The sequence below is a fragment of the Lysinibacillus sp. NPDC093692 genome (genome assembly GCF_050280125.1).
In the GTDB taxonomy this organism is placed as follows: domain Bacteria; phylum Bacillota; class Bacilli; order Bacillales_A; family Planococcaceae; genus Lysinibacillus.
The window spans coordinates 127,214-148,706 of the sequence record NZ_JBNNUW010000001.1; the positions used below are offsets into that span (position 1 = coordinate 127,214).

Genomic DNA, 21,493 nt, shown 5'->3' on the forward strand with positions numbered 1-21,493 from the left:
ATTCCTATAAAAGTTGAAATTGTTCCGATAAAATGAGATTTTGTTCCGATAAATCTGCAAAGTATTCATCTAAGGTTGAATAAATATAGTAACCAAATCTGTTATTTTACAATTTTTTGTTGTATAATTTTGTTATAATATATAGGTAATGGGTATTATTAGTGGGATTTTGCACAAATTACGGGGAGCAAAATAGTGAGGAAGTATTGTTTTGTACATACTGTAGTAAAGTTGCAATCGAGCTAAAAAGAAATATGTCTTTTCGTCTTACAAACGAAAAAGACAAAATTTTAATGAGGTGTACATATGAAAAACTGTTTAGAATGTGGTCATGCGCAGGATGACGGAAGATTTTGTGGGAAATGTGGAGCTCCGATTGAAAATGCTGCACAAGAACGAGCGGCAACAACGCATAGCATGAGTGATGAACAACCAAACTCACAATTTACGCAGACTGCTCAGAGAACTACGCAAAGTAATGAGCAAATTGAATTAATTAAAAAGCAATCTAAATTATACGTTAATTATTTTGTAGAACAATTAAAAATGCCATCCGCAAATTTTAATGTAGAAGCTACTTGGAAAAATAGTATTATTAGTATGATTATCTATGTTGTATTAACTGCATTATCAGTATTCACATTAATAAAACAAATCTTTTCCGGAGGATTTGGTTTCTTTGAAAGCATTGGTCCATCCTTCTTTCAAGTATTTTTTTACATGTCGTTATTCATTTCTTTACTAATAGCAATAAGTATCTTTGCTATATTTTTAACGGCAAAACTATTTTCGGAAAGTCTAAGTTTTACAAATGTTATTAGTAAAATAGGAAACTATTATACACTACCTATAGCTATTATGGTTTTAAGTATTTTATTAGGATTGTTGAAATCATTCTCGTATTCAACAACGATGATATACATTGGATTTGCGTTAGCTATTGGTATTATCCCTATATTTGTCATGATTAAGTTGTTAAGTAATAAATCTAAAAACATTGATAGTTTTTACGGTTTCGTTTTCTATTTAGTAGTAACATGTATTTTATCTTCGATTGTTTTCTCATTTATGATAGACTCTGCAATCGGAGAAGTGTTTAAATTTTTTAAATAACTGAATACATTCAAAACTATTGTCAAATGTATATTTCATATGGTAATATTGCAAAGTATGCAACGTGTACATATGTAGCCGACATATTCGGGCTATGTAAGGTACAGTTCGATAATACTCTGTTCCAGATGGTTCAGGGCGAGAGGAGAAAACGAATATGAAACAAGGAATTCATCCAGATTACAAAGAAGCAACAGTAACTTGCTCTTGTGGTAATACTTTCAAAACTGGTTCAGTAAAAGAAAACATCGTTGTCGAGTTCTGCAACGACTGTCACCCATTCTATACTGGCCGTCAAAAATTCGCGTCTGCTGATGGTCGCGTGGATCGTTTCAACAAAAAATACGGTCTTAAAAACTAATGTTAGTTTAATACCTGCCAAGCATGTGCTTGGCAGGTATTTTTTTCAGTATAATCACATATGCCTCGGCATAATTGCGTCTGCAAGCGGCTTTTGTGCTTGCACAAAGAACGCCTTTAATCCGCATTCATCTCGCCCCGACAGAGGTGGGAAACAACTACTGAAAGAAGTTAAAGAAATACGTTGATGCGAGTCTTTTCAGTATCCAGCTCGACATGAAGAAAGGGAGAAGACAAAATGGCACAGCTATATTTTAAACACGGTGCAATGAACAGTGGTAAATCCATAGAAATTTTAAAAGTTGCGCATAACTATGAAGAACAACAAAAACCTGTAATGATGTTTACACCAGGCATAGATACGCGAGATGAAGTAGGCTTTATCTCAAGTCGAGTAGGCTTGCGTCAACAAGCCATTCCTGTTAATGATGATACAAATATTTTTGAGCTAGTAAAAAACAATGCTGTAAAACCATACTGTGTACTTGTTGATGAAGTACAATTTCTAAAAAAAGAACATGTTTTGCAGTTAGCATATATCGTAGATGAGTTAGATATTCCAGTTATGGGCTTCGGTCTAAAAAACGATTTCCAAAATGAGCTCTTTGAAGGCAGTCAGTACATGCTTACATATGCAGATAAAATTGAGGAAATGAAAACGATTTGCTGGTTCTGTCATAAAAAAGCGACAATGAATTTACGTGTTGATGAAAGTCGAAAGCCTGTTTATACAGGTGATCAAATTCAAATTGGTGGGAATGATTCCTACTATCCAGTGTGTCGTAAATGTCACGCGCATCCGCCGCTATAAGGCAAATTGCTCCAGTTGCTGGAACGAGGAAAAAGTAGCATACATGCGAAGAATTCCTTATACTAAGTAGTGGAAATAATAAATGTTTATAAAAAATCTTTACGCACTTAGCGTAATGCTAATGTAGAGTTTCTCTTTTTTGCGACAGTTAACAGAGCAAACTTTATAAAAAACTAAATAGAGGTGAAATCCATGTTCGATCGATTACAAGCAGTAGAGGATCGTTACGAAAGGTTAACAGAGCTTTTAAGTGATCCTGATATTGTAAATGATAATAAAAAATTACGTGAATATTCTAAAGAACAATCAGATATCCAGGAAACTGTAGATGCATATCGTGAATATAAAAGTGTAAAAGAGCAATTAGCTGATACACGTGAGATGCTAGATAATGAAAAAGATCCTGATATGCATGAAATGGTGAAAGAAGAATTCAATCTTCTAAAAGAACAGCAAGAAGAGTTAGAAGAACGTTTACGTATTCTATTAATTCCAAAAGATCCTAATGATAATAAAAACGTTATTATGGAGATTCGCGGGGCAGCTGGTGGAGACGAAGCGAATATTTTCGCAGGTGATTTATTCCGTATGTACTCTCGTTATGCAGAGACACAAGGCTGGAAAATTGACATAATGGAAGCGACGCCAAACCCAATGGGCGGCTATAAAGAAGTTATTTTTATGATTAACGGTCAAGGCGCATATTCAAAATTCAAATTTGAAAATGGCGCACACCGTGTACAACGTGTACCTGCAACAGAATCTCAAGGGCGTATTCATACATCGACAGCGACAGTAGCTTGTTTACCTGAAGTTGAAGAAGTAGATGTGGATATTCATGAGAAAGATATCCGAGTGGATACATTTGCATCTTCTGGTGCTGGTGGTCAATCGGTAAATACAACGATGTCAGCTGTGCGTATGACCCACTTACCGACAGGTGTTGTTGTATCGATGCAGGACGAACGATCACAAATTAAAAACCGTGAAAAGGCAATGAAAATTCTACGTGCTCGTGTTGCTGATATGTATTTGCAAGAAGCACAAAAGGAAATCGATGCTACACGTAAATCAGCTGTAGGTTCAGGCGATCGCTCTGAGCGTATTCGCACATACAATTATCCGCAAAACCGAGTGACAGACCACCGTATTGGTTTAACGATTCAAAAGCTAGATCAAATCGTCGAAGGTAGACTAGACGAAATCATTGATACGCTCATTTTAGAAGAGCAAGCATCGAAGTTAGAGCGATTAAATGATGACCTATAATAATGTGATGGAGGCCCTTCAATGGGCTTCTTCTTTTTTAGTGGATAATGGTCGTGAGGAAACAGCGGCACGTATTGTCATGCAGCATATACTTGGCACTAGCTATTCAGAAGTAATGTTACACCTTCAAGATGCATTAACAGCTGAGCAACAAGAGAAATTTAAAGAACTCATCGAAGAGCATGCGAGTGGACGACCTGTACAGTATTGCATCGGTAGTGAGGAATTTTACGGCCGTTCATTTATTGTCGATGAATCAGTACTTATTCCTAGACCGGAAACCGAAGAATTAGTGCTTGGAACGATCAATCGTATGAACAAAATATTTAAAAATCAAAACTTGAAGCTTGCAGATATCGGTACAGGTAGTGGTGCAATTGCCCTGTCTATGAAACTGGAATGTCCAGAGCTAACAGTCGTAGCCACTGATTTATCTGAGGCTGCTTTATCTACAGCACAAAAAAATGCACAAAGATTAGCGGCGGATATTGATTTTCGACTAGGAGATTTAACGAAACCTCTGTCAGGTGAGAAATTTGATATCGTTTTATCGAATCCACCGTATATTGCTTTTGATGAAGCAAAAGAGATGTCAAATACTGTGCTAGAGCATGAACCACATAGTGCTCTTTTTGCAGAAGAAGACGGACTCATTTTATATAGAAAATTGGCTGAACAGCTTCCACCCCTTATGAAAAAACCAGCCCTCATTGGTCTTGAAATCGGATATACACAAGGAGAGCAGGTCGCTCAATTCTTTAAAAATAGTTTTCCGCAGGCTACAGTTTCGATAGAAAAAGATATAAACGGTAAGCCCCGAATGATTTTTTGTGAAATTCATGTATAAAGTATCTACTTCTTGCCCACAATGTGGAGCAAGGAGGGATTTTTATGTTAAACGAATACAAGATTATTAGATTACCAAAACAAAATATCTTTTTAGCTTTTGCAAGATTAGTAGTAATTGCGATTTCTTTGCAATTATGTATTTTATATATTCCATCATTAGTAGGTTTTGCGAAAGAAGCTAGCAATCAAGAGCAAGAAAATGATTTTCGTATACGCGTGATTGCTAATAGTAATACGACACAGGATCAGCTTGAAAAGGAACAGCTTGTCCAAAATTTAAAGCCGTATTTTAAGCAAGTAGTTGCTAGTGCTGGAGCTAAAACTGTGGATAACGAGCAAATAATTTCATTAAAACAAGAAATTGAAGCAGAAATTAAAAAGAATTATCCACAGCTTCATACACAAGTTGTAATTGGGGATAACTTATTTCCACCAAAGAGACATAACGCAGTACTTTATCCACAAAATTTGTATCAATCGATTGTCGTGAAAATCGGTGATGCACGTGGTGATAACTGGTGGTGTAGCATATTTCCATCGATTTGTGAGCCCGATAAAGATGAACAAAAAGAAGAAATAAAAGAAGAAAAGGAACCAGTTACATTTTTTATATGGGAATGGATTAAAGGTTTTTTTGAATGAATTGTTCACAAATTCAGATAACTTATGCACAATTTTTAATAAGTTATAAACATTATGTGGATAATTCAGTAAAAACGAATATTTGAAGGAAGGTTTTAATTATGGAAACCGTTTGCAAAATTGTGGATAGAAATGTGAATAGTCAGACAAGTTATGCGCAGGCTGTGGATATCTTAAATGCAGGTGAGGTCGTGGCATTTCCAACAGAAACGGTTTATGGGCTTGGAGCTGTTGCAACAAATGATACAGCGGTCAAAAAGATATTTGAAGCAAAAGGTCGTCCTTCAGACAATCCGCTAATTGTCCACATTGGCACGAAAGAGGAAGTTGAACTCTATATAGAGCATATTTCAGAAGTATCAAAAAAATGCATGGATTTATTTTGGCCAGGCCCACTGACACTTGTTATGCCTGTAAAGTCAAATGTGTTGGCAAACAGTGTGACAGCTGGTCTTACGACGGTCGGCATTCGAATGCCGGATCATCCAGTTGCACTCGACTTACTGCAACAATTAAAAAAGCCACTTGCTGCGCCGAGTGCTAATCGTAGTGGGAAGCCGAGTCCTACAGAAGCTATACATGTTCAGGATGATTTGGAAGGGTACATACCTTATATTTTAGATGGAGGTACTACTGGGATCGGGCTCGAATCCACAGTGTTAGATGTTACACACGAACCTCCAGTAATTTTGCGTCCAGGTGGAATTACAAAAGAAATGTTAGAGGCTAAAATCGGTCCAGTACTGCAACCTTCAAAAACAGAGCAGAAATTAGAGACTACTCCGAAAGCCCCTGGGATGAAATATACACACTATGCACCTAATGCTCCTGTGCTATTAATCGATTGTGATTTAAAAAAAGTTCATGAGGCTGTACATCAATTACAAAAACAAGGACATAAAGTAGCGTTACTTGCACCAGCTAGTTTTGTTGACAGCAAGGCTGATTATTATTTCTCAGTAGGAGAAGCTGGTAGTAAAGAAGAGATGGGTGCGGCATTGTATCATGCCCTAAGAGCTTGCGATAAAACAGCGGCTACAATAATCCTAGCGACTACTACATCGACTGAAGGAGTAGGAGCTGCAATTATGAATCGACTTGAGAAAGCGGCTGGCGGAAAATGGTATACTCCGTAAATAAACTACCTAGAAAATAGTATGTTAGAGGTAACTCTGGCATACTATTTTTTTGTATTAATCAGTGGGGGTATCTACTTAGACTTTTGTACTTGAGCTATGTTTGTAGAAAGTATAGCGAGTTTTTACTATAGTGGTAGCCGATTGTTTTTTTGTTAGAGTGACTTTTAGCACCATATTGTAAGGAAATTGTATTATGATAATACTGTATTTTCGAGCATAAAATGATAAAATATTAGAGAGCGAAGGAGTGCTTTCTTGCAGGGAATTCTTGCGGGTATAATAACGTCTGTAGATGTGATTGGCTTATATGTATTACTGCCAAATGTTAAGTATCGATTTTTTTTATCAGTATGGACAGCTGCTTTGCATATGCTTTTCCCGCTATTAGGCTTCGAATTAGGAAGCTATTTAATGCGTTTCCTCTTAGAGTGGGGACAATGGATATCAAGTATTCTATTATTTTGTATGGGCTTACATTTGCTATTATTTTCGCGGAAAGATGAAAAAGTTACAATTTCACCAATACTTTTAGCCGTGACCGCAAGCCTAGATACCTTTTCAGTAAGTGTTTCATTTGGTATGCTAAACTTAGAGAAAATGGTATTTATTATAAGTGCGGGTGTCAGTGCACTTATTTGCTCTTATGGGTCATTGGTCATTGCCCGTAAAAGTCAGACGTTATTTGGAAATAAATTACAAATAATAACAGGGATATTTTTCATTATTATGGGCTTCCTTGCTATCCGGCAATAGAAAAATCAATGGAGGGTGATAAGTATGAAAATACTATTTGTTTGCACCGGGAATACTTGTCGCAGTCCTATGGCAGAGGTTATTTTAAAACATAAACAATTGGACAATGTAGAAGCTCGTTCGGCGGGCATTTATGCGATGCCAAATGCAGAAATGTCTGCACATGCACAACAAGTATTATATGAAGCAAATATGACGCATCAGCATTTAGCAACACAATTATCAATAACTGAAATGGAGTGGGCCGATCTAATTTTAACAATGACAACAGCTCATAAAGATACAATTATTGCTAATTTCCCAAATGCTGAACAAAAAGTTTTTACTTTAAAAGAATATACAAGCGAAGTTAGTGGTGGAAATGTTGTAGATCCTTACGGTGGTAGTATAGGAATTTATAAAGAAACATTTGCAGAATTAACAACATTAGTAGAACGATTAGTAAAAAAAATTGAAGAGAATTGAGGGTCGCTATGAAAAAGCAGTTTGGTTTACGATTTAAACTAGTATTATTTGTTAGTTTTCTTGCACTAATCACTTACAGTATTAGTTTTATATTTATCGAATATTTACAACCTACCTTTTTCCCAGAAATCAATCGTAAACTGTTTGAAATTTTTACTTATGTGTCAGGGATAGTATGGTCAGGCATATTGGCTGCAGTTTTCAGTGTAATCTTAATTAAGCCTTTACAGCAACTCGAAAATTCAGCTTCCCGAGTAGCAGAAGGAAAAATTGGACAGGATGTAGAAATGCCGAAAACAAGTGATGAAATTCGTTCTGTCGCAGAGGCATTCCAACAAATGGTGTTAAACTTAAGAGGAATGGTGGAAAGTATAGATAGTAACTTCCAGCAAACTAATCAAACAATTATCCAACTATCTGATGAAGCTGCTATTGCAACAAAAAAAGCAGAGAATATCGCTTCTACAGTAAAGCATATTTCTTCTGGTGCAGAGACATCTGCAACGGCAGTCCAAGATACAGCCGAAGCAATTGAAGATGTACGAGCCCTCGCTACAGAAGTCAATAGTAGAGCAGAAGCATCAGCAACGCAATCCAAAGAGATTCTACATAATTTAACGACAACAACAAATGCGATCGAAACGTTAGTAAATAGCATTCAACAAATTGCAGCTGGCAATAATGAGGCATTAGAAAGCATTCATCTTCTAGAGGAAAACGCTGGACAGGTAGAACGCATCATTAGCTTAGTTGGCGATATAGCTGCACAAACAAATTTACTAGCGTTAAATGCTTCCATTGAGGCAGCGCGTGCTGGAGAACATGGAAAAGGTTTTGCGGTTGTAGCAGAAGAAGTTCGTAGCTTAGCGGATGAAAGTGCGAAAGCAGTACAAGGCATTACAACCCTTATCCAGTCAATGCAACAAAACGTTGAGGTTGTAGTCAAACAAATGAATCAGCAAGTGACATTCGCGACAAAAGAAGCTGCCCGTGTATCAGAAACGACAACAGCCGTAGAAGGCATGTCTTCAAGCGTACACGAAATGGCAACAGCAATTGTAGAAATTTCTTCATTAATCGAACAACAAATGCACAACATCGAAACAACTGCCCGTCAATCCCAAGAAGTGGCAGCCATCGCAGAAGAAACGTCAGCCGGCGCACAAGAAGTACGCAGCGCAGCAGAAGAACAAGCATACGCCATTGAGCAAGTAGAAAAACTAGCAGAAGGCCTAAAGAAACAATCAGAAGAACTCCACAAAATGATTCAACAATTCGATAGACAAGCCTAAATGCGAAGATAATAGACTGTAGATAAACTCAGATGAGATTTGAGTTTGCTACAGTTTTTTTGTTGGTTTGTGTGTGGTGGCTTTGGAGAGGAGAGTGAAGGAATGAAGAGCGGTGCCGACGGGCGGGAGCGCAGGATAGAGAGGGAAAAGCGGCGGAAAGCAAAGCGTGAGCGAAGGATAGTCGGCCAAGCGACGGAAGGAATGGCAGTACCGACGGATAGAACAGCGGAAGTGACGGATAAAGAGAGCAGAGCGACGGAAAGCAAAGCGTGAGCGAAGGAAAGTCGGCCAAGCGACGGAAGGAGTGGCAGTACCGACGGATAAAACAGCGGAAACGACGGATAAAGAGAGGAGAGCGACGGAAAGAAAAGCTGAAGCGAAGGAAAGTCGGCCAAGTGATGATGGAAAGAAGGGCAGTACCGACGGATAAACCGCAAAATCGTGGATAGAATCGTCAAAATCGTGGATAGAATCGTCAAAATCGTGGATAGAAAGCCGAAATTCGTGGATAGAACCGTCAAAACGCCAGATAGAGCTTCAACCTAAAAAGAATCCACGCCCCGCCACGCTCCACCGCCCCCGCCGCCCCCACCGCCCCACACCCACATCTACTCACAGAACCGTTCTACATCATCAAATACTGGTAATACATAGAAATAATACTGATATAGTATGTCCATTGTAATTGAAAATGGAAACAAACTTTAGAACATAGAATATTACAACAAAATGCCGTTATCCGAATTTATCAACATGATATACACAATATCCACAGGAAAACAGTCTTGAAAGTGAATGATTTTATATTGATTTACAAGAAATGTTCGTCTTTTAGGAGAAATCAGCATAAAAATGCAAGAAAAATCATGTTATTCTTGGGAGAGAAGTGGTACACTAGTGTTGACTATAATTTCGAAAAGAGGGAACCCAGTGAGAATAGCAATTTCTTCTGATCACGGAGGCAATAACTTACGTCGTGAGATTATGCAGCTGTTAGATGAGCTAAATATCAGCTACGAAGATTTTGGTCCACAATCTGCGGATTCAGTAGACTATCCTGATTATGCAAAACCAGTTACTGAAGGTGTTGCTAGCGGGGAATTTGATAAAGGTATTTTAATTTGTGGTACAGGCATTGGTATGTCTATAGCTGCAAATAAAATTAAGGGGATTCGTTGTGCTTTAGTACATGATTTATTTAGTGCAAAAGCAACGCGTTGCCACAACGATTCAAATGTTTTAGCAATGGGTGAGCGTGTTATTGGGCCAGGCCTTGCACGTGAAATCGCTAAAGTATGGCTTGAGACAGATTTTGAAGGTGGTCGTCATACGCGACGCGTTGAAAAAATCGCTGAACTTGAGCAATAAAACGCAATTAAGTTTGTTAACATTTGTCCTACGCTAGAAAGTTCTTCAAAAAGCTTTTTAGCTGTGGGACATAAATAATTTAGAATTAAGGGGCTGAGCATAGTGGTTGTACAACAAATACGAACACATTTGACTCAGTTACTCAGTGAATTTGAAGAGCAAGTAACCCTACGACCGAATACTATTTTTGTCGTAGGTTGCTCGACATCTGAAGTGATTGGTCAGAAAATTGGCACAGCAGGCGCGCTTGAAATTGGAGAGGCGATTTTTGAGCCGTTGCAGGCATTTGCAAAGAAGCATCAACTACATCTAGCGTTCCAGGGGTGTGAGCATATTAATCGTGCCATTACTATGGAAGCAACAACGGCAGAACGTTTTGGTTATGAACCGGTAACAGTTGTACCAGTTCGTACTGCGGGTGGCTCGATGTCCGCTTATGCGTTTACGCAATTTGCAAATCCAGTTGTAGTGGAAGCTGTGCAAGCAAATGCAGGTATTGATATTGGTCAAACTCTTATTGGTATGCATTTAAAGGCAGTAGCTGTTCCGGTTCGTACTTCTGTGCGAATGGTAGGAGAAGCGGTTGTGACAGTTGCAACAACACGTCCAAAGCTGATTGGCGGAGAGCGTGCAGTGTATAAATAAAATTACCTTTGAAAACAGTGGTATACAAATAACGATTATACTTAGGAGGCTTTTTCAAACATGGCATACGAAAAATTAGCAGTACAAGACAAAGCAGTATTAGACGGAATTCTTGCGGAAAAAAAACGTCAACAAGCAAATATTGAGTTAATCGCATCGGAAAACTTTGTATCAGAAGCAGTAATGGAAGCACAAGGTTCTGTTCTAACAAATAAATATGCTGAAGGTTATCCAGGTAAACGCTACTATGGCGGTTGTGAACACGTAGATGTTGTGGAAGATATCGCACGTGATCGTGTGAAAGAAATTTTTGGTGCAGAATATGCAAACGTACAACCACACTCTGGTGCACAAGCAAACATGGCTGTATACCACACAATTTTAGAACCAGGAGATAAAGTACTTGGGATGAACCTATCTCATGGCGGCCACTTAACACACGGATCTCCTGTAAACTTCTCGGGTATTCTATATAATTTCGTTGAATATGGCGTAACAAAAGATACTCAAGTAATCGATTATGAAGATGTACGCCAAAAAGCGTTAGAGCATAAACCAAAACTAATTGTGGCGGGTGCATCTGCATACCCACGTGAAATTGATTTCGCTAAATTCCGTGAAATTGCTGATGAAGTAGGAGCATATTTCATGGTGGATATGGCACATATCGCTGGTCTTGTAGCTACTGGTGAGCACCAATCACCAGTGCCATACGCTGATTTTGTGACATCTACAACACATAAAACATTACGTGGCCCACGTGGTGGTTTAATCCTTGCTTCGAAAGAATGGGAGCAAAAGCTTAACAAATCTGTATTCCCAGGTATCCAAGGTGGACCATTAATGCACGTAATCGCTGCAAAAGCTGTTGCATTCGGTGAAGCATTACAACCAGAATTCAAAGAGTATGCAAAACAACTTAAAGCGAATGCTAAAGCTTTAGCAGAAGTATTAATGGCAGAAGGCGTTGAAATTGTATCTGGCGGTACGGACAACCACTTATTACTTCTTAATGTGAAATCTCTTGGCTTAACAGGTAAAGTAGCAGAGCACGCACTTGATGAAGTAGGGATTACAACAAATAAAAATACAATTCCTTACGATACAGAATCTCCATTCGTAACTTCTGGTATCCGTATTGGTACACCAGCAGTAACATCTCGTGGCTTCAATGAGGAAGACATGAAAGAAGTTGGGGCAATTATTGCTACAGTTCTTAAAAATCCAGAGGATGAAGCAGTTAAAACTGAAGCGAAAGCTCGCGTAAAAGCGTTAACGGACAAACATCCATTATACGTATAATTTAATAGAAGATAAGGCTGTGGTTAAAGTGGTACTTTGCACTTTAATCACAGCTTTTTTTTATTGGCTTGCTGCCAGCCGCTCGCACTGATGCCCGCGAAATGGAACTCAACCACATGTTTCGATGATAAGTTTTTTTACAAATGGAAATAAAATACTTTTATTTTTGAATTTATTTACATAAACTTAGTATAAAAGGATATAGTATAGAAGAGTGAGACAGATGATGTCCTTGTGAAAAAAGGATTTTTTATAAAAGTGACAATTTATTGAATCTTTATGTACAATGTAAGAGGGAGGAGGGGCTGTATGGTTACTAAAACGATGTCCATAGAAAATGAAATACTATTAAATACAATTCGTAGGTTAGGAGATCATTCTAAAGAAAGCTACGTTATTTTTGATGCGACAAATAATCATTGCGTATTGGAATGTAATGATTCTTTTTGTACGCTGACAAATACTACACGTTCGGAAATAATAAATAGCGATTATTTTGCATGGTTGTCAAACGAAGAACAGACAACTGTTGAAAAGATTAAACAAAAAATACATAGTGGAGTTTTGGTACAAGCGAAATTGCACCATAGTTGCTTCGATAAACCTCTTTTTTGGGCAGAGGTACAAGCACTCCCATTTCAAAATAATAAAGATGAAACATTATTTGTTTTAGTACTAGTGAAGGATGTTACGTACTTTCACAATGTGGAGTTTTTAATGCGCCTTGAGAATGCTATGTACGAAGCGATTGAAAAGGACAATTCCTTTGCTAAAAAGATGAGCATTGTTTGCAGTGGTTTAGATGAATTTTTTATGCCGAATATATCAAGTATGGTACTTGTCAAAACGGAGGCAAATCAATTACAGATTTTTAGAGGGAACGATAAAACAAAAAGTTTACCCGATTGTTGTGAAAACAATGATTTTTTTAAGAGTGTTATGCAAGGGGAGACGTCCATTCTAGTGAAAAATTTGGATGATATTGATATTCCAATAGAATATAAAAGGTTTGCCAATTCATCTAAAAAGTCATTTGGGTGGTTTATGCCAATATACAATCAACAACAGCAAGCAATTGGATTGTTTGCCATCTTGTTAGAGCAACATGGTAGTGATCGTAAGTTCCTTGAATATATGTTTCGGAAAATCGGTGCTCTTGTTGCGTTGGCATATTCGTATGCAAAAACACAAAAAAAGATATGGGATTTAGCCTATGTCGATATCACAACGGGGCTACCAAATCGACATGGTTTTTTAAATAAGGTAGAAAAAGAGTGCAGTCAAAATGGGAACATCAAAATCTTAAAGCCAAGCGAATTCCATCATATTGTCGAGTTATATGGACGTGAAGCGGGCGATGAGCTGTTAAGGCAAATTGCCAAACGTTTAAATGAAGAGAAGTATGAGCGTAACGAATATATTGCTAGATTTACAAGCTCTAGTTTAATCATGTCAAATGCAACAGCTGATGAAGATTTCTTCTATTATGAAAGGCGCATTAAAGAGATTATTCGTCAGCCGTTTATTATAGGTGGTAAGAGCATTTATATTACGCTAAAAACGGGTATTGCTTTATATAACGATGAGATCAAAATGGCTGATGCGATTCGCTTTGCAGATAATGCTGTATCCTTTGCTGCCAATAAACCGGGTACTCATACGGAAATATTTACACAAGAAAGAAACGATGTACTTGAGCAGCAAATGACCGTGTTAAACCATTTGGCACAGGCATTAAAAAATAAAGAAATCTCGGTGAATTTGCAGCCAAAGGTTGATTTACGGACAGGAGAAATTCATAGTATTGAAGCGCTTGCTCGCTGGATTTCTCCAAAACTAGGTTTCGTGTCACCGGCAATCTTTATTCCAGTGGCAGAAAGTGCAGGGAAGGTACGCGAAATCGATGTTCAAATATTAGAGTTGGTTCTTTCGTGGTTAGCAGAGCGTAAGAAAATAGGGAAAAAATTAGTGAAGGTGGCAGTCAATATTTCGCCTGATCATTTTTACTATGCTAATTTTGTACAGGATACATTGGGGCTCGTTCGGAAATATGATATTGATCCGAAATATATCATTTTAGAGGTGACAGAAAATATTGGCCTAGTTGATTTTCAGACTGCTTTTTCAATTATCCAGGAATTAAAGGGCTACGGCTTTAAAACTTCGGTGGACGACTTTGGTACAGGCTTTTCATCTTTAAGTTATCTACAAAGACTGCCATTTACTGAATTAAAAATAGATCGTAGCTTTATTAATGCTATTGATGATGGTGCGACCCTCGCTATTGTCCGATCCATTATTCAATTAGCATTAAACCTAGGAATGACTTCGGTCGCAGAAGGTATTGAAAATAAAGAGCAGGTTGAGATTTTACGCGCATTAGGCTGTACAGTAGGACAAGGATATTACTATTACAAACCAATGACAATAGAACAAGTAGATACAATACTTGATAAATAATCGCTAGCATATGTAGGAAACATTCTTGAAAAGGAGTTGTCCCAAATTTATTTTTGAGACGACTCCTTTTTTCTGTTATACTAGTTGAGATAAAAATGAATCCGAACGGTTAGGAGAGAATCCCTTTGAGCAAAGTATACGTATTTGATCATCCACTAATCCAACACAAGTTAACTTATATTCGTGATAAGAATACAGGAACTAAAGAATTTCGTGAGCTAGTAGACGAAGTGGCAACATTAATGGCATTCGAAATTACACGTGAGATGCCAGTAGAAGAAATTGAAATTGAGACACCGGTTACTGTTGCTAAGACAAAAGTACTTTCTGGTAAGAAACTTGCGATTGTCCCAATTTTACGTGCAGGTATTGGCATGGTAGATGGCGTATTAAATCTAATTCCAGCTGCTAAAGTTGGTCATATCGGTCTTTATCGTGATCCGGAAACGTTAAAACCTGTAGAATACTATGCAAAACTTCCAGCAGATGTAGAAGAACGTGATTTCATCATTGTAGATCCAATGCTTGCAACTGGTGGATCAGCAGTGGAAGCGATCAACTCACTGAAAAAACGTGGTGCGAAAAGCATTAAATTTATGTGCTTAATCGCTGCGCCAGAGGGTGTTAAAGAAATTCAAAAACATCATCCAGATGTAGATATTTATATTGCTGCACTTGATGAAAAATTAAATGACCATGGCTACATTGTCCCTGGTCTAGGTGATGCAGGCGACCGCCTATTTGGTACAAAATAATACTGAACACTATTCAATGGTATTAACAAGATTCAACAACGGAAAATAGGGATGACATTTTGTTAAAACGTATATCATGATGATAAGTTGATTGGAGTGGAGACTGGGCGACTCCTCGGAGGTCAGCGTCACAGATGAGACCCTGGAGCGAAGCGAAGCGGCTCCTCGGACGCCCCCCAGGAAAGCGCCCAGTCGTAACGGAAATCAACCTACGTTATGATGATAAGCCGTAAAAATAGGGTCAGTATGTAATTTTTAGGAAACTTATAACTATAGAGAGCGTCCTTCATTATTGAAGGACGTTTCATAGTATGTTAGGCGAATTACTTCTATTAAAGTTCGACACTTGCCTCATATGACGCAGATCAGTGGAAGTAAAGCACTTTTCATACAAATATAACAAAGGACGGTGCGAATCGTTTTGACGAAAAAATGGAAAGTAATGACGATTTTCGGTACGAGACCAGAGGCTATTAAAATGGCCCCACTAGTATTGGAATTACAAAAGCATCCTGAGCAAATAGAATCGATTGTGACGGTAACAGCCCAACATCGCCAAATGCTCGATCAAGTTTTAGAAACATTTAAAATTACACCTGATTACGATTTGAATATTATGAAGGATCGTCAAACATTAATTGACGTGACGACAAATGCTTTACAGGGCTTAGACAAAGTCATGAAAGAAGCAAAACCGGATATTGTTTTAGTACATGGTGATACAGCGACGACTTTCATTGCAAGTCTAGCTGCATTTTATAACCAAATTGCTATCGGACATGTGGAAGCGGGTCTTCGAACTTGGAATAAGTATTCACCATACCCAGAGGAAATGAATCGCCAGTTAACAGGTGTTATGGCTGACCTTCATTTCGCACCGACAGAAGTATCGAAGAAAAACCTTTTAGATGAAAATAAAAACCCTGATACTATCTTTGTCACTGGTAACACAGCAATCGACGCATTAGCTACAACAGTAAGTGAACATTACACACATCCTGTCTTAGACAAAATAGGCACAGACCGTATGATTTTATTAACAGCACATCGTCGTGAAAATCTAGGTGAACCTATGCGTCATATGTTCAGAGCGATTACTAGAATTTTAGAAGAGCATGAGGATGTACAAGTTGTTTACCCAGTTCATATGAATCCAGCTGTACGAGAAATAGCGAATGAAATTTTAGGAGATCATAAGCGTGTTCATTTAATTGAACCTCTTGAAGTCTTTGATTTCCATAACTTTGCGGCTAATTCTTATATGATATTAACGGATTCTGGTGGTGTCCAAGAGGAAGCACCTTCATTAGGTAAACCAGTTCTAGTACTAAGAGATACAACAGAGCGCCCAGAAGGTATTGCAGCAGGGACTCTAAAGCTAGCAGGAACGGAAGAAGAAACTATCTATTCTCTAGCTAAACAATTAATAGAAGATACAAATGCTTATGAAGCAATGTCAAAAGCGTCAAATCCTTATGGTGATGGACATGCTTCTGAGTATATTGTGAAGGCTCTTTTAGGATTTTTACAAAAAAGCAAGTAATATCCCTTTTCAGAAATGAAAAATGAGTCTAATGTACTAATCATGGTAGGCGGGCTAATTTGCGAGCATATATGTGTCGCAAATTAGCTTTTTTTTGCATAAACGTTAACTGTGATTTTGAAACTATGAATTTTCATACACAAATTTGTCAACAATTTGACAAGAGTATAGTGGCTGTGAAGTTTTTCTACTTTACTAATTGACTTCAAATATCTCCTATTGTATGCTTACAAAGGGTAAGAATGATAAGGGTTTCTATTCGTAAATAGAGGTTGAAACACTTGTTACATCAAGTTTCTACTAAATTGACAGTTCAAACTAAAAGCTGTCGATTGGCAACGTTTTGTGCGTTTCGGGGTGTAAGATTTTTTGGGATTTACACCTGTGATTTCAAAATGACGCTCTCCCGTTACTATTCCGCTGTGAGTAGTGTTTTTCACTGCTCTTTTCTGATTTCACATAGTGGTCAGCAAATGTTTCTTTACTCGAAAAAATGATTCAGGAGATTATAAACCAATGCTAGATTTGCATCACATTTTTGCTATGCAGAAGAGAGCGTTATTTTTTTTGCTCGCACTCTGTGCATTAGGCTGGGGATTTACGCCCTATCAGACGTTTTTTGCGGGCATCGCAATCGGTGCATTCTTTGGTACGTATAATTTTTGGATTTTAGTTCGCCGTATGGAGAAGTTTGATCGATCCATTAGTGAAGGGAAGAAAATAGGCTCACTTGGTACAATGCTCCGCTTTGGATCAGGTGTAGCGGCAGTCGCTCTAGCCATTTCGTTGCCAAACTATTTTCACTTAATTAGCACGGTCATAGGGCTAATGATTCCGTACGTTTTTCTCTTTGTCGAGAGAATTGTGTCCCATGTAAAGAACCGCTAATGTGCTTTAAATTAGAAAGAGAGGTGAAAAATAACAATGAATCATGAAGCTCCATTGAAAGTAGTTGACTTTGGTCTTTTTACACTAACATTCAACCTTTCAACTGTAATGATGTTACTAGTTGCAGCTGTAGTCGTTTTCTTAATCGCATTCATCTCAACTAGAAGCTTAAAGTTAAAACCTACAGGTATGCAAAACTTTATGGAATGGATTATGGATTTCGTAAAGAACATCATCAAAAGCAACATGGACTGGAAAACTGGTGGGCGATTCCATATTTTAGGTATCACGTTAATTATGTTTATCGCTGTATCTAACTTATTAGGTCTTCCATTCTCTATCGTCTATGATCACCAACTTTGGTGGAAATCACCTACAGCTGACCCAACCGTTACAATGACTCTTGCAGCAATGATTTTAGCCTTAACACATTTCTATGGTATTAAAATGAAGGGGACAGGCCATTATGTTGGTACATTCTTCAAACCAATGTCATTCATGTTCCCGCTAAAAATCGTTGAAGAGTTTGCGAACACTTTAACATTAGGTCTTCGTCTTTACGGTAACATCTATGCAGGTGAGATTTTACTTGGCTTAATCGCAAGTTTAGCTGTTACGGGTCCAATGGGATTCGTCGGAGCAATTGTTCCAATGATGGCATGGCAAGGTTTCTCTATTTTCATCGGCTTTATCCAAGCCTTTATCTTCACAATGTTAACAATGGTTTACATGGCTCATAAAGTGAGCGATGACCATTAATATAAAGCATAAATCTTATGCTTAAACCAAAAAAAAAACAAACAATTCCAAGGAGGAAATTTTCAAATGGGTTTATTAGCAGCAGCAATCGCAATCGGTCTAGGTGCACTTGGTGCAGGTATCGGTAACGGTCTTATCGTTTCAAAAACAGTAGAAGGTATCGCTCGCCAACCAGAAGCACGTGGCGTTCTTCAAACTACAATGTTCATCGGGGTAGCATTAGTTGAAGCCCTACCAATCATCGCAGTAGTAATCGCATTCATCGTAATGAACAAATAATTCAGTTGTACACTGAATTCTAGTGGCGAAGCAGAAATCTCTAGATGAAACTTCGCCCTTCATTTTGGAACTGATAAAAGCTATGTGTAAATATAGCTTTTTAAAATAGGTAGTTTTTCAAATAATTAATTAATTTATTATGTTGAAGTCAAAGCTCTTGAAGGGAGTGAAACAATCGTGTTTTTAGATAATCTTGTACTAGGCAGCGCTAGTGCCGGTTTCAACGGTGGTGACATCGCAGCAACATTAATCATTTTCTTAGTGTTAATGTTTTTACTTAAAAAGTTCGCTTGGGGTCCACTTATGGGCATCATGCAACAACGTGAAGAATTAGTAGCTAGTGAAATCGAAGCAGCTGAAAAAGCTCGCAAAGATTCGCACCAATTTTTAGAAGAACAAAAGAGCCTTCTTAAAGAAGCTCGTACGGAAGCACAATCGATTGTTGAAGGCGCTAAGAAGCAAGGCGAAGTGCAAAAAGAAGAAATTCTTACTGCAGCTCGCAATGAAGCAAACCGCTTAAAAGAATCGGCTTTACGTGAAATTGAGTCTGAAAAAGAAAAAGCTATTGCAGCTGTACGTGATGAAGTCGTTTCATTATCTGTACTTGCAGCATCTAAAGTCCTTAGCAAAGAAATTTCTGAGGCTGACAACCGTGCTCTAATTGAAGAGACGATTGCGAAGGCAGGGGAAGCTCGATGAGTAATTCAACTGTAGCAAAACGTTACGCACAAGCGCTATTTGAATTAGCGCAACAAAAAAACATTCTTGCTGAAGTTGGAGCAGACTTAAACGAGCTAACAAAAGTAGTCAAAGAATCTCCTGATTTTTTAACACTTTTAAATGCTCCTAAGTTCTCTATCGAACGTAAGAAACAAATGGTAGCTGAAATCTTTGCAAGTGCAACTCCAGAGGTTTTACACACAGTTCAACTACTTGTTGAGAAAAAACGTGTAAACGAAGTGAGGCTGATTGCGAACGCATATGCTGAGCTTGCTGCACAGGCACAAGGTTCTGCAGATGCAACAGTATTCTCTACTCGTGCACTTTCTGCTGAAGAAAGCGCTAATATTTCTACAACATTTGCGAAACTTGTAGGGAAACAAACATTAAACATTACAAACGAAATTGATCCATCACTTCTTGGTGGTATTCGTGTTCAAATCGGTAATCATATTTATGATAGCTCAGTTGCGAACAAGCTTGAGCGCCTAAAACGTGAATTAATCGGTTAATAATTTAGAAATGTGAGAGGTGACATACATGGGCATCAAGGCTGAAGAAATCAGCAGTCTGATTAAACAACAGATTGAGAATTATGAATCTGAACTTAAAGTAAGCGAAGTTGGTACAGTTATCCGTATTGGTGACGGTATCGCACTTGCTCATGGCCTCGACAACGCCATGGCTGGAGAGCTTTTAGAGTTCTCTAACGGTGTTATGGGTATGGCTCAAAACCTAGAAGAAGGTAACGTTGGTATCGTAATCTTAGGTCCATACGCAGACATCAAAGAAGGCGATGAAGTTCGTCGTACAGGTCGTATCATGGAAGTACCAGTTGGTGAAGAACTAATTGGCCGTGTTGTAAACCCACTTGGTCAACCAGTGGATGGACAAGGTCCAATCAACACAACAAAATCTCGTCCAATCGAAAGTCCAGCTTTCGGTGTAATGGCTCGTAAATCAGTACACGAACCACTACAAACTGGTATCAAAGCGATTGACGCTTTAGTACCAATCGGTCGTGGTCAACGTGAGTTAATCATCGGTGACCGTCAAGTAGGTAAAACATCTGTAGCAATCGATACAATCTTAAACCAAGATGGTGAAAATATGATTTGTATCTACGTTGCTATCGGTCAAAAAGAATCAACTGTACGTGGTGTAGTTGAAACGTTACGTAAGCACGGTGCATTAGATTATACAATCGTTGTAACTGCTGCTGCGTCTCAACCAGCTCCATTACTATACTTAGCACCATTTGCTGGTGTTTCTATGGCAGAAGAATTCATGTTACAAGGTAAGCACGTATTAATCGTGTATGATGATCTTTCTAAACAAGCATCAGCTTACCGTGAACTTTCACTTCTTCTACGCCGTCCTCCAGGTCGTGAAGCATACCCTGGTGATGTTTTCTACTTACACAGCCGCTTACTTGAACGTGCTGCGAAGTTAAATGAAACATATCAAAATGGTTCTATTACAGCTCTTCCATTCGTTGAGACACAAGCTGGGGATATCTCTGCATACATCCCAACTAACGTAATCTCAATTACTGATGGACAAATTTTCTTACAATCTGACTTATTCAACTCAGGTGTACGTCCAGCGATTAACGCCGGTCTTTCTGTATCACGTGTAGGTGGATCTGCTCAAATTAAAGCGATGAAAAAAGTTGCGGGTACACTACGTCTTGACTTAGCTGCATTCCGTGAACTTGAATCATTTGCTCAATTCGGTTCTGATTTAGATAAAATCACACTTGCTAAACTTGAGCGTGGTAAACGTACGGTTGAAGTTCTTAAACAAGACCTAAACAAACCACTTAAAGTTGAAAAACAAGTTGCTATCCTTTATGCATTAACTAAAGGTCACTTAGATGATATTCCAGTACAAGATATCGTTCGCTTTGAAGGTGAATTCTTAAGCTGGTTAGATACAAACCACACAAACGTTTTAGATCACGTTCGTACTACAAAAGAACTTGCTCCTGATGCGGATTATGTAGCAGCTTTAACTGAGTTCAAAAAAACTTTCGCTAAATCAGAATAAGTTCGAGCTAGTCACTTGATTAAAAAACAAAA

The 21,493-nt window shown here is 38.2% G+C and carries 23 protein-coding genes; all 23 read left to right on the plus strand.

Going from position 1 to position 21,493, the window contains the following annotated elements:
- The first annotated feature begins 306 nt into the window (after positions 1-306).
- Positions 307-1,113 carry a hypothetical protein gene (locus tag ACQKN4_RS00565; protein ID WP_427481665.1) on the plus strand — a complete coding sequence of 269 codons (807 nt, stop codon included), beginning with the start codon at positions 307-309 and terminating at the stop codon, positions 1,111-1,113.
- A 157-nt stretch (positions 1,114-1,270) separates the two neighbouring features.
- Entirely contained in the window at positions 1,271-1,474 is a 204-nt protein-coding gene (gene rpmE, locus ACQKN4_RS00570) for a 50S ribosomal protein L31 (protein WP_010857976.1), read from the plus strand.
- 237 nt (positions 1,475-1,711) lie between these two features.
- A complete protein-coding gene (locus ACQKN4_RS00575) occupies positions 1,712-2,284 on the plus strand; it encodes a thymidine kinase (RefSeq protein WP_197139666.1) in 573 nt (190 codons plus the stop codon).
- 192 nt (positions 2,285-2,476) lie between these two features.
- On the plus strand, positions 2,477-3,553 hold the full coding sequence (prfA, locus tag ACQKN4_RS00580; RefSeq protein WP_079559395.1) for a peptide chain release factor 1: 1,077 nt from the start codon (positions 2,477-2,479) through the stop codon (positions 3,551-3,553).
- On the plus strand, positions 3,540-4,400 hold the full coding sequence (prmC, locus tag ACQKN4_RS00585) for a peptide chain release factor N(5)-glutamine methyltransferase (RefSeq protein WP_079559396.1): 861 nt from the start codon (positions 3,540-3,542) through the stop codon (positions 4,398-4,400). Before prfA ends, prmC begins: the two co-directional genes overlap by 14 nt.
- Positions 4,401-4,444: 44 nt before the next feature.
- The gene (locus tag ACQKN4_RS00590) at positions 4,445-5,044 is read left to right on the plus strand and encodes a stage II sporulation protein R (RefSeq protein WP_427481667.1); all 600 of its coding nucleotides are present in this window, start codon (positions 4,445-4,447) and stop codon (positions 5,042-5,044) included.
- A gap of 101 nt (positions 5,045-5,145) precedes the next feature.
- Entirely contained in the window at positions 5,146-6,180 is a 1,035-nt protein-coding gene (locus ACQKN4_RS00595; RefSeq protein ID WP_427481669.1) for an L-threonylcarbamoyladenylate synthase, read from the plus strand.
- Positions 6,181-6,438: 258 nt separating this feature from the next.
- Entirely contained in the window at positions 6,439-6,936 is a 498-nt protein-coding gene (locus tag ACQKN4_RS00600) for a manganese efflux pump MntP family protein (RefSeq protein WP_079559399.1), read from the plus strand.
- A gap of 24 nt (positions 6,937-6,960) precedes the next feature.
- Positions 6,961-7,401: a low molecular weight protein arginine phosphatase gene (locus ACQKN4_RS00605; protein WP_427481670.1), complete on the plus strand. Its 441-nt coding sequence runs from the start codon at positions 6,961-6,963 to the stop codon at positions 7,399-7,401.
- A gap of 8 nt (positions 7,402-7,409) precedes the next feature.
- A complete protein-coding gene (locus tag ACQKN4_RS00610; RefSeq protein ID WP_079559401.1) occupies positions 7,410-8,693 on the plus strand; it encodes a methyl-accepting chemotaxis protein in 1,284 nt (427 codons plus the stop codon).
- Between the two features lie 304 nt (positions 8,694-8,997).
- Positions 8,998-9,123, plus strand: coding sequence for a hypothetical protein (locus ACQKN4_RS00615; RefSeq protein WP_276207733.1), 126 nt, complete (start codon positions 8,998-9,000; stop codon positions 9,121-9,123).
- 500 nt (positions 9,124-9,623) lie between these two features.
- Positions 9,624-10,061, plus strand: coding sequence for a ribose 5-phosphate isomerase B (rpiB, locus tag ACQKN4_RS00620; RefSeq protein WP_079559803.1), 438 nt, complete (start codon positions 9,624-9,626; stop codon positions 10,059-10,061).
- Between the two features lie 102 nt (positions 10,062-10,163).
- Complete coding sequence (locus ACQKN4_RS00625) at positions 10,164-10,706, plus strand: TIGR01440 family protein (protein WP_427481672.1); 543 nt, start codon at positions 10,164-10,166, stop codon at positions 10,704-10,706.
- 60 nt (positions 10,707-10,766) lie between these two features.
- Positions 10,767-12,008 carry a serine hydroxymethyltransferase gene (glyA, locus tag ACQKN4_RS00630; RefSeq protein WP_427481674.1) on the plus strand — a complete coding sequence of 414 codons (1,242 nt, stop codon included), beginning with the start codon at positions 10,767-10,769 and terminating at the stop codon, positions 12,006-12,008.
- A 309-nt stretch (positions 12,009-12,317) separates the two neighbouring features.
- On the plus strand, positions 12,318-14,468 hold the full coding sequence (locus ACQKN4_RS00635; protein ID WP_427481676.1) for an EAL domain-containing protein: 2,151 nt from the start codon (positions 12,318-12,320) through the stop codon (positions 14,466-14,468).
- A 125-nt stretch (positions 14,469-14,593) separates the two neighbouring features.
- Positions 14,594-15,223, plus strand: coding sequence for a uracil phosphoribosyltransferase (gene upp / locus ACQKN4_RS00640; protein WP_079559406.1), 630 nt, complete (start codon positions 14,594-14,596; stop codon positions 15,221-15,223).
- 421 nt (positions 15,224-15,644) lie between these two features.
- Positions 15,645-16,766 (plus strand): non-hydrolyzing UDP-N-acetylglucosamine 2-epimerase, encoded by a 1,122-nt coding sequence (gene wecB / locus ACQKN4_RS00645; RefSeq protein WP_276569468.1) that lies wholly within the window; start codon positions 15,645-15,647, stop codon positions 16,764-16,766.
- A gap of 516 nt (positions 16,767-17,282) precedes the next feature.
- Positions 17,283-17,654, plus strand: a complete 372-nt coding sequence (locus ACQKN4_RS00650; protein WP_079559408.1) for an ATP synthase subunit I — start codon at positions 17,283-17,285, stop codon at positions 17,652-17,654.
- 36 nt (positions 17,655-17,690) lie between these two features.
- Entirely contained in the window at positions 17,691-18,413 is a 723-nt protein-coding gene (gene atpB, locus ACQKN4_RS00655) for a F0F1 ATP synthase subunit A (RefSeq protein WP_079559409.1), read from the plus strand.
- Positions 18,414-18,479: 66 nt separating this feature from the next.
- Positions 18,480-18,692, plus strand: a complete 213-nt coding sequence (gene atpE / locus ACQKN4_RS00660) for a F0F1 ATP synthase subunit C (protein ID WP_049668022.1) — start codon at positions 18,480-18,482, stop codon at positions 18,690-18,692.
- A 177-nt stretch (positions 18,693-18,869) separates the two neighbouring features.
- Complete coding sequence (atpF, locus tag ACQKN4_RS00665; RefSeq protein ID WP_079559410.1) at positions 18,870-19,391, plus strand: F0F1 ATP synthase subunit B; 522 nt, start codon at positions 18,870-18,872, stop codon at positions 19,389-19,391.
- Positions 19,388-19,924 (plus strand): F0F1 ATP synthase subunit delta, encoded by a 537-nt coding sequence (locus tag ACQKN4_RS00670; RefSeq protein ID WP_427481679.1) that lies wholly within the window; start codon positions 19,388-19,390, stop codon positions 19,922-19,924. The genes atpF and ACQKN4_RS00670 overlap by 4 nt, the downstream gene beginning before the upstream one ends.
- A 28-nt stretch (positions 19,925-19,952) precedes the next feature.
- Complete coding sequence (gene atpA / locus ACQKN4_RS00675) at positions 19,953-21,461, plus strand: F0F1 ATP synthase subunit alpha (RefSeq protein WP_079559412.1); 1,509 nt, start codon at positions 19,953-19,955, stop codon at positions 21,459-21,461.
- Positions 21,462-21,493 lie beyond the last annotated feature (32 nt).

Bases quoted from the DNA above. Each gene is read 5' to 3' on its own strand.
- ACQKN4_RS00605 (WP_427481670.1), top strand. From the start codon at position 6,961: ATGAAAATACTATTTGTTTGCACCGGGAATACTTGTCGCAGTCCTATG.
- ACQKN4_RS00565 (WP_427481665.1), top strand. From the start codon at position 307: ATGAAAAACTGTTTAGAATGTGGTCATGCGCAGGATGACGGAAGATTT.
- glyA (WP_427481674.1), top strand. From the start codon at position 10,767: ATGGCATACGAAAAATTAGCAGTACAAGACAAAGCAGTATTAGACGGA.
- rpmE (WP_010857976.1), top strand. From the start codon at position 1,271: ATGAAACAAGGAATTCATCCAGATTACAAAGAAGCAACAGTAACTTGC.
- ACQKN4_RS00575 (WP_197139666.1), top strand. From the start codon at position 1,712: ATGGCACAGCTATATTTTAAACACGGTGCAATGAACAGTGGTAAATCC.
- prmC (WP_079559396.1), top strand. From the start codon at position 3,540: ATGATGACCTATAATAATGTGATGGAGGCCCTTCAATGGGCTTCTTCT.
- atpA (WP_079559412.1), top strand. From the start codon at position 19,953: ATGGGCATCAAGGCTGAAGAAATCAGCAGTCTGATTAAACAACAGATT.
- ACQKN4_RS00610 (WP_079559401.1), top strand. From the start codon at position 7,410: ATGAAAAAGCAGTTTGGTTTACGATTTAAACTAGTATTATTTGTTAGT.
- atpB (WP_079559409.1), top strand. From the start codon at position 17,691: ATGAATCATGAAGCTCCATTGAAAGTAGTTGACTTTGGTCTTTTTACA.
- atpE (WP_049668022.1), top strand. From the start codon at position 18,480: ATGGGTTTATTAGCAGCAGCAATCGCAATCGGTCTAGGTGCACTTGGT.
- ACQKN4_RS00670 (WP_427481679.1), top strand. From the start codon at position 19,388: ATGAGTAATTCAACTGTAGCAAAACGTTACGCACAAGCGCTATTTGAA.
- ACQKN4_RS00650 (WP_079559408.1), top strand. From the start codon at position 17,283: ATGCTAGATTTGCATCACATTTTTGCTATGCAGAAGAGAGCGTTATTT.
- ACQKN4_RS00635 (WP_427481676.1), top strand. From the start codon at position 12,318: ATGGTTACTAAAACGATGTCCATAGAAAATGAAATACTATTAAATACA.
- prfA (WP_079559395.1), top strand. From the start codon at position 2,477: ATGTTCGATCGATTACAAGCAGTAGAGGATCGTTACGAAAGGTTAACA.
- ACQKN4_RS00590 (WP_427481667.1), top strand. From the start codon at position 4,445: ATGTTAAACGAATACAAGATTATTAGATTACCAAAACAAAATATCTTT.
- ACQKN4_RS00595 (WP_427481669.1), top strand. From the start codon at position 5,146: ATGGAAACCGTTTGCAAAATTGTGGATAGAAATGTGAATAGTCAGACA.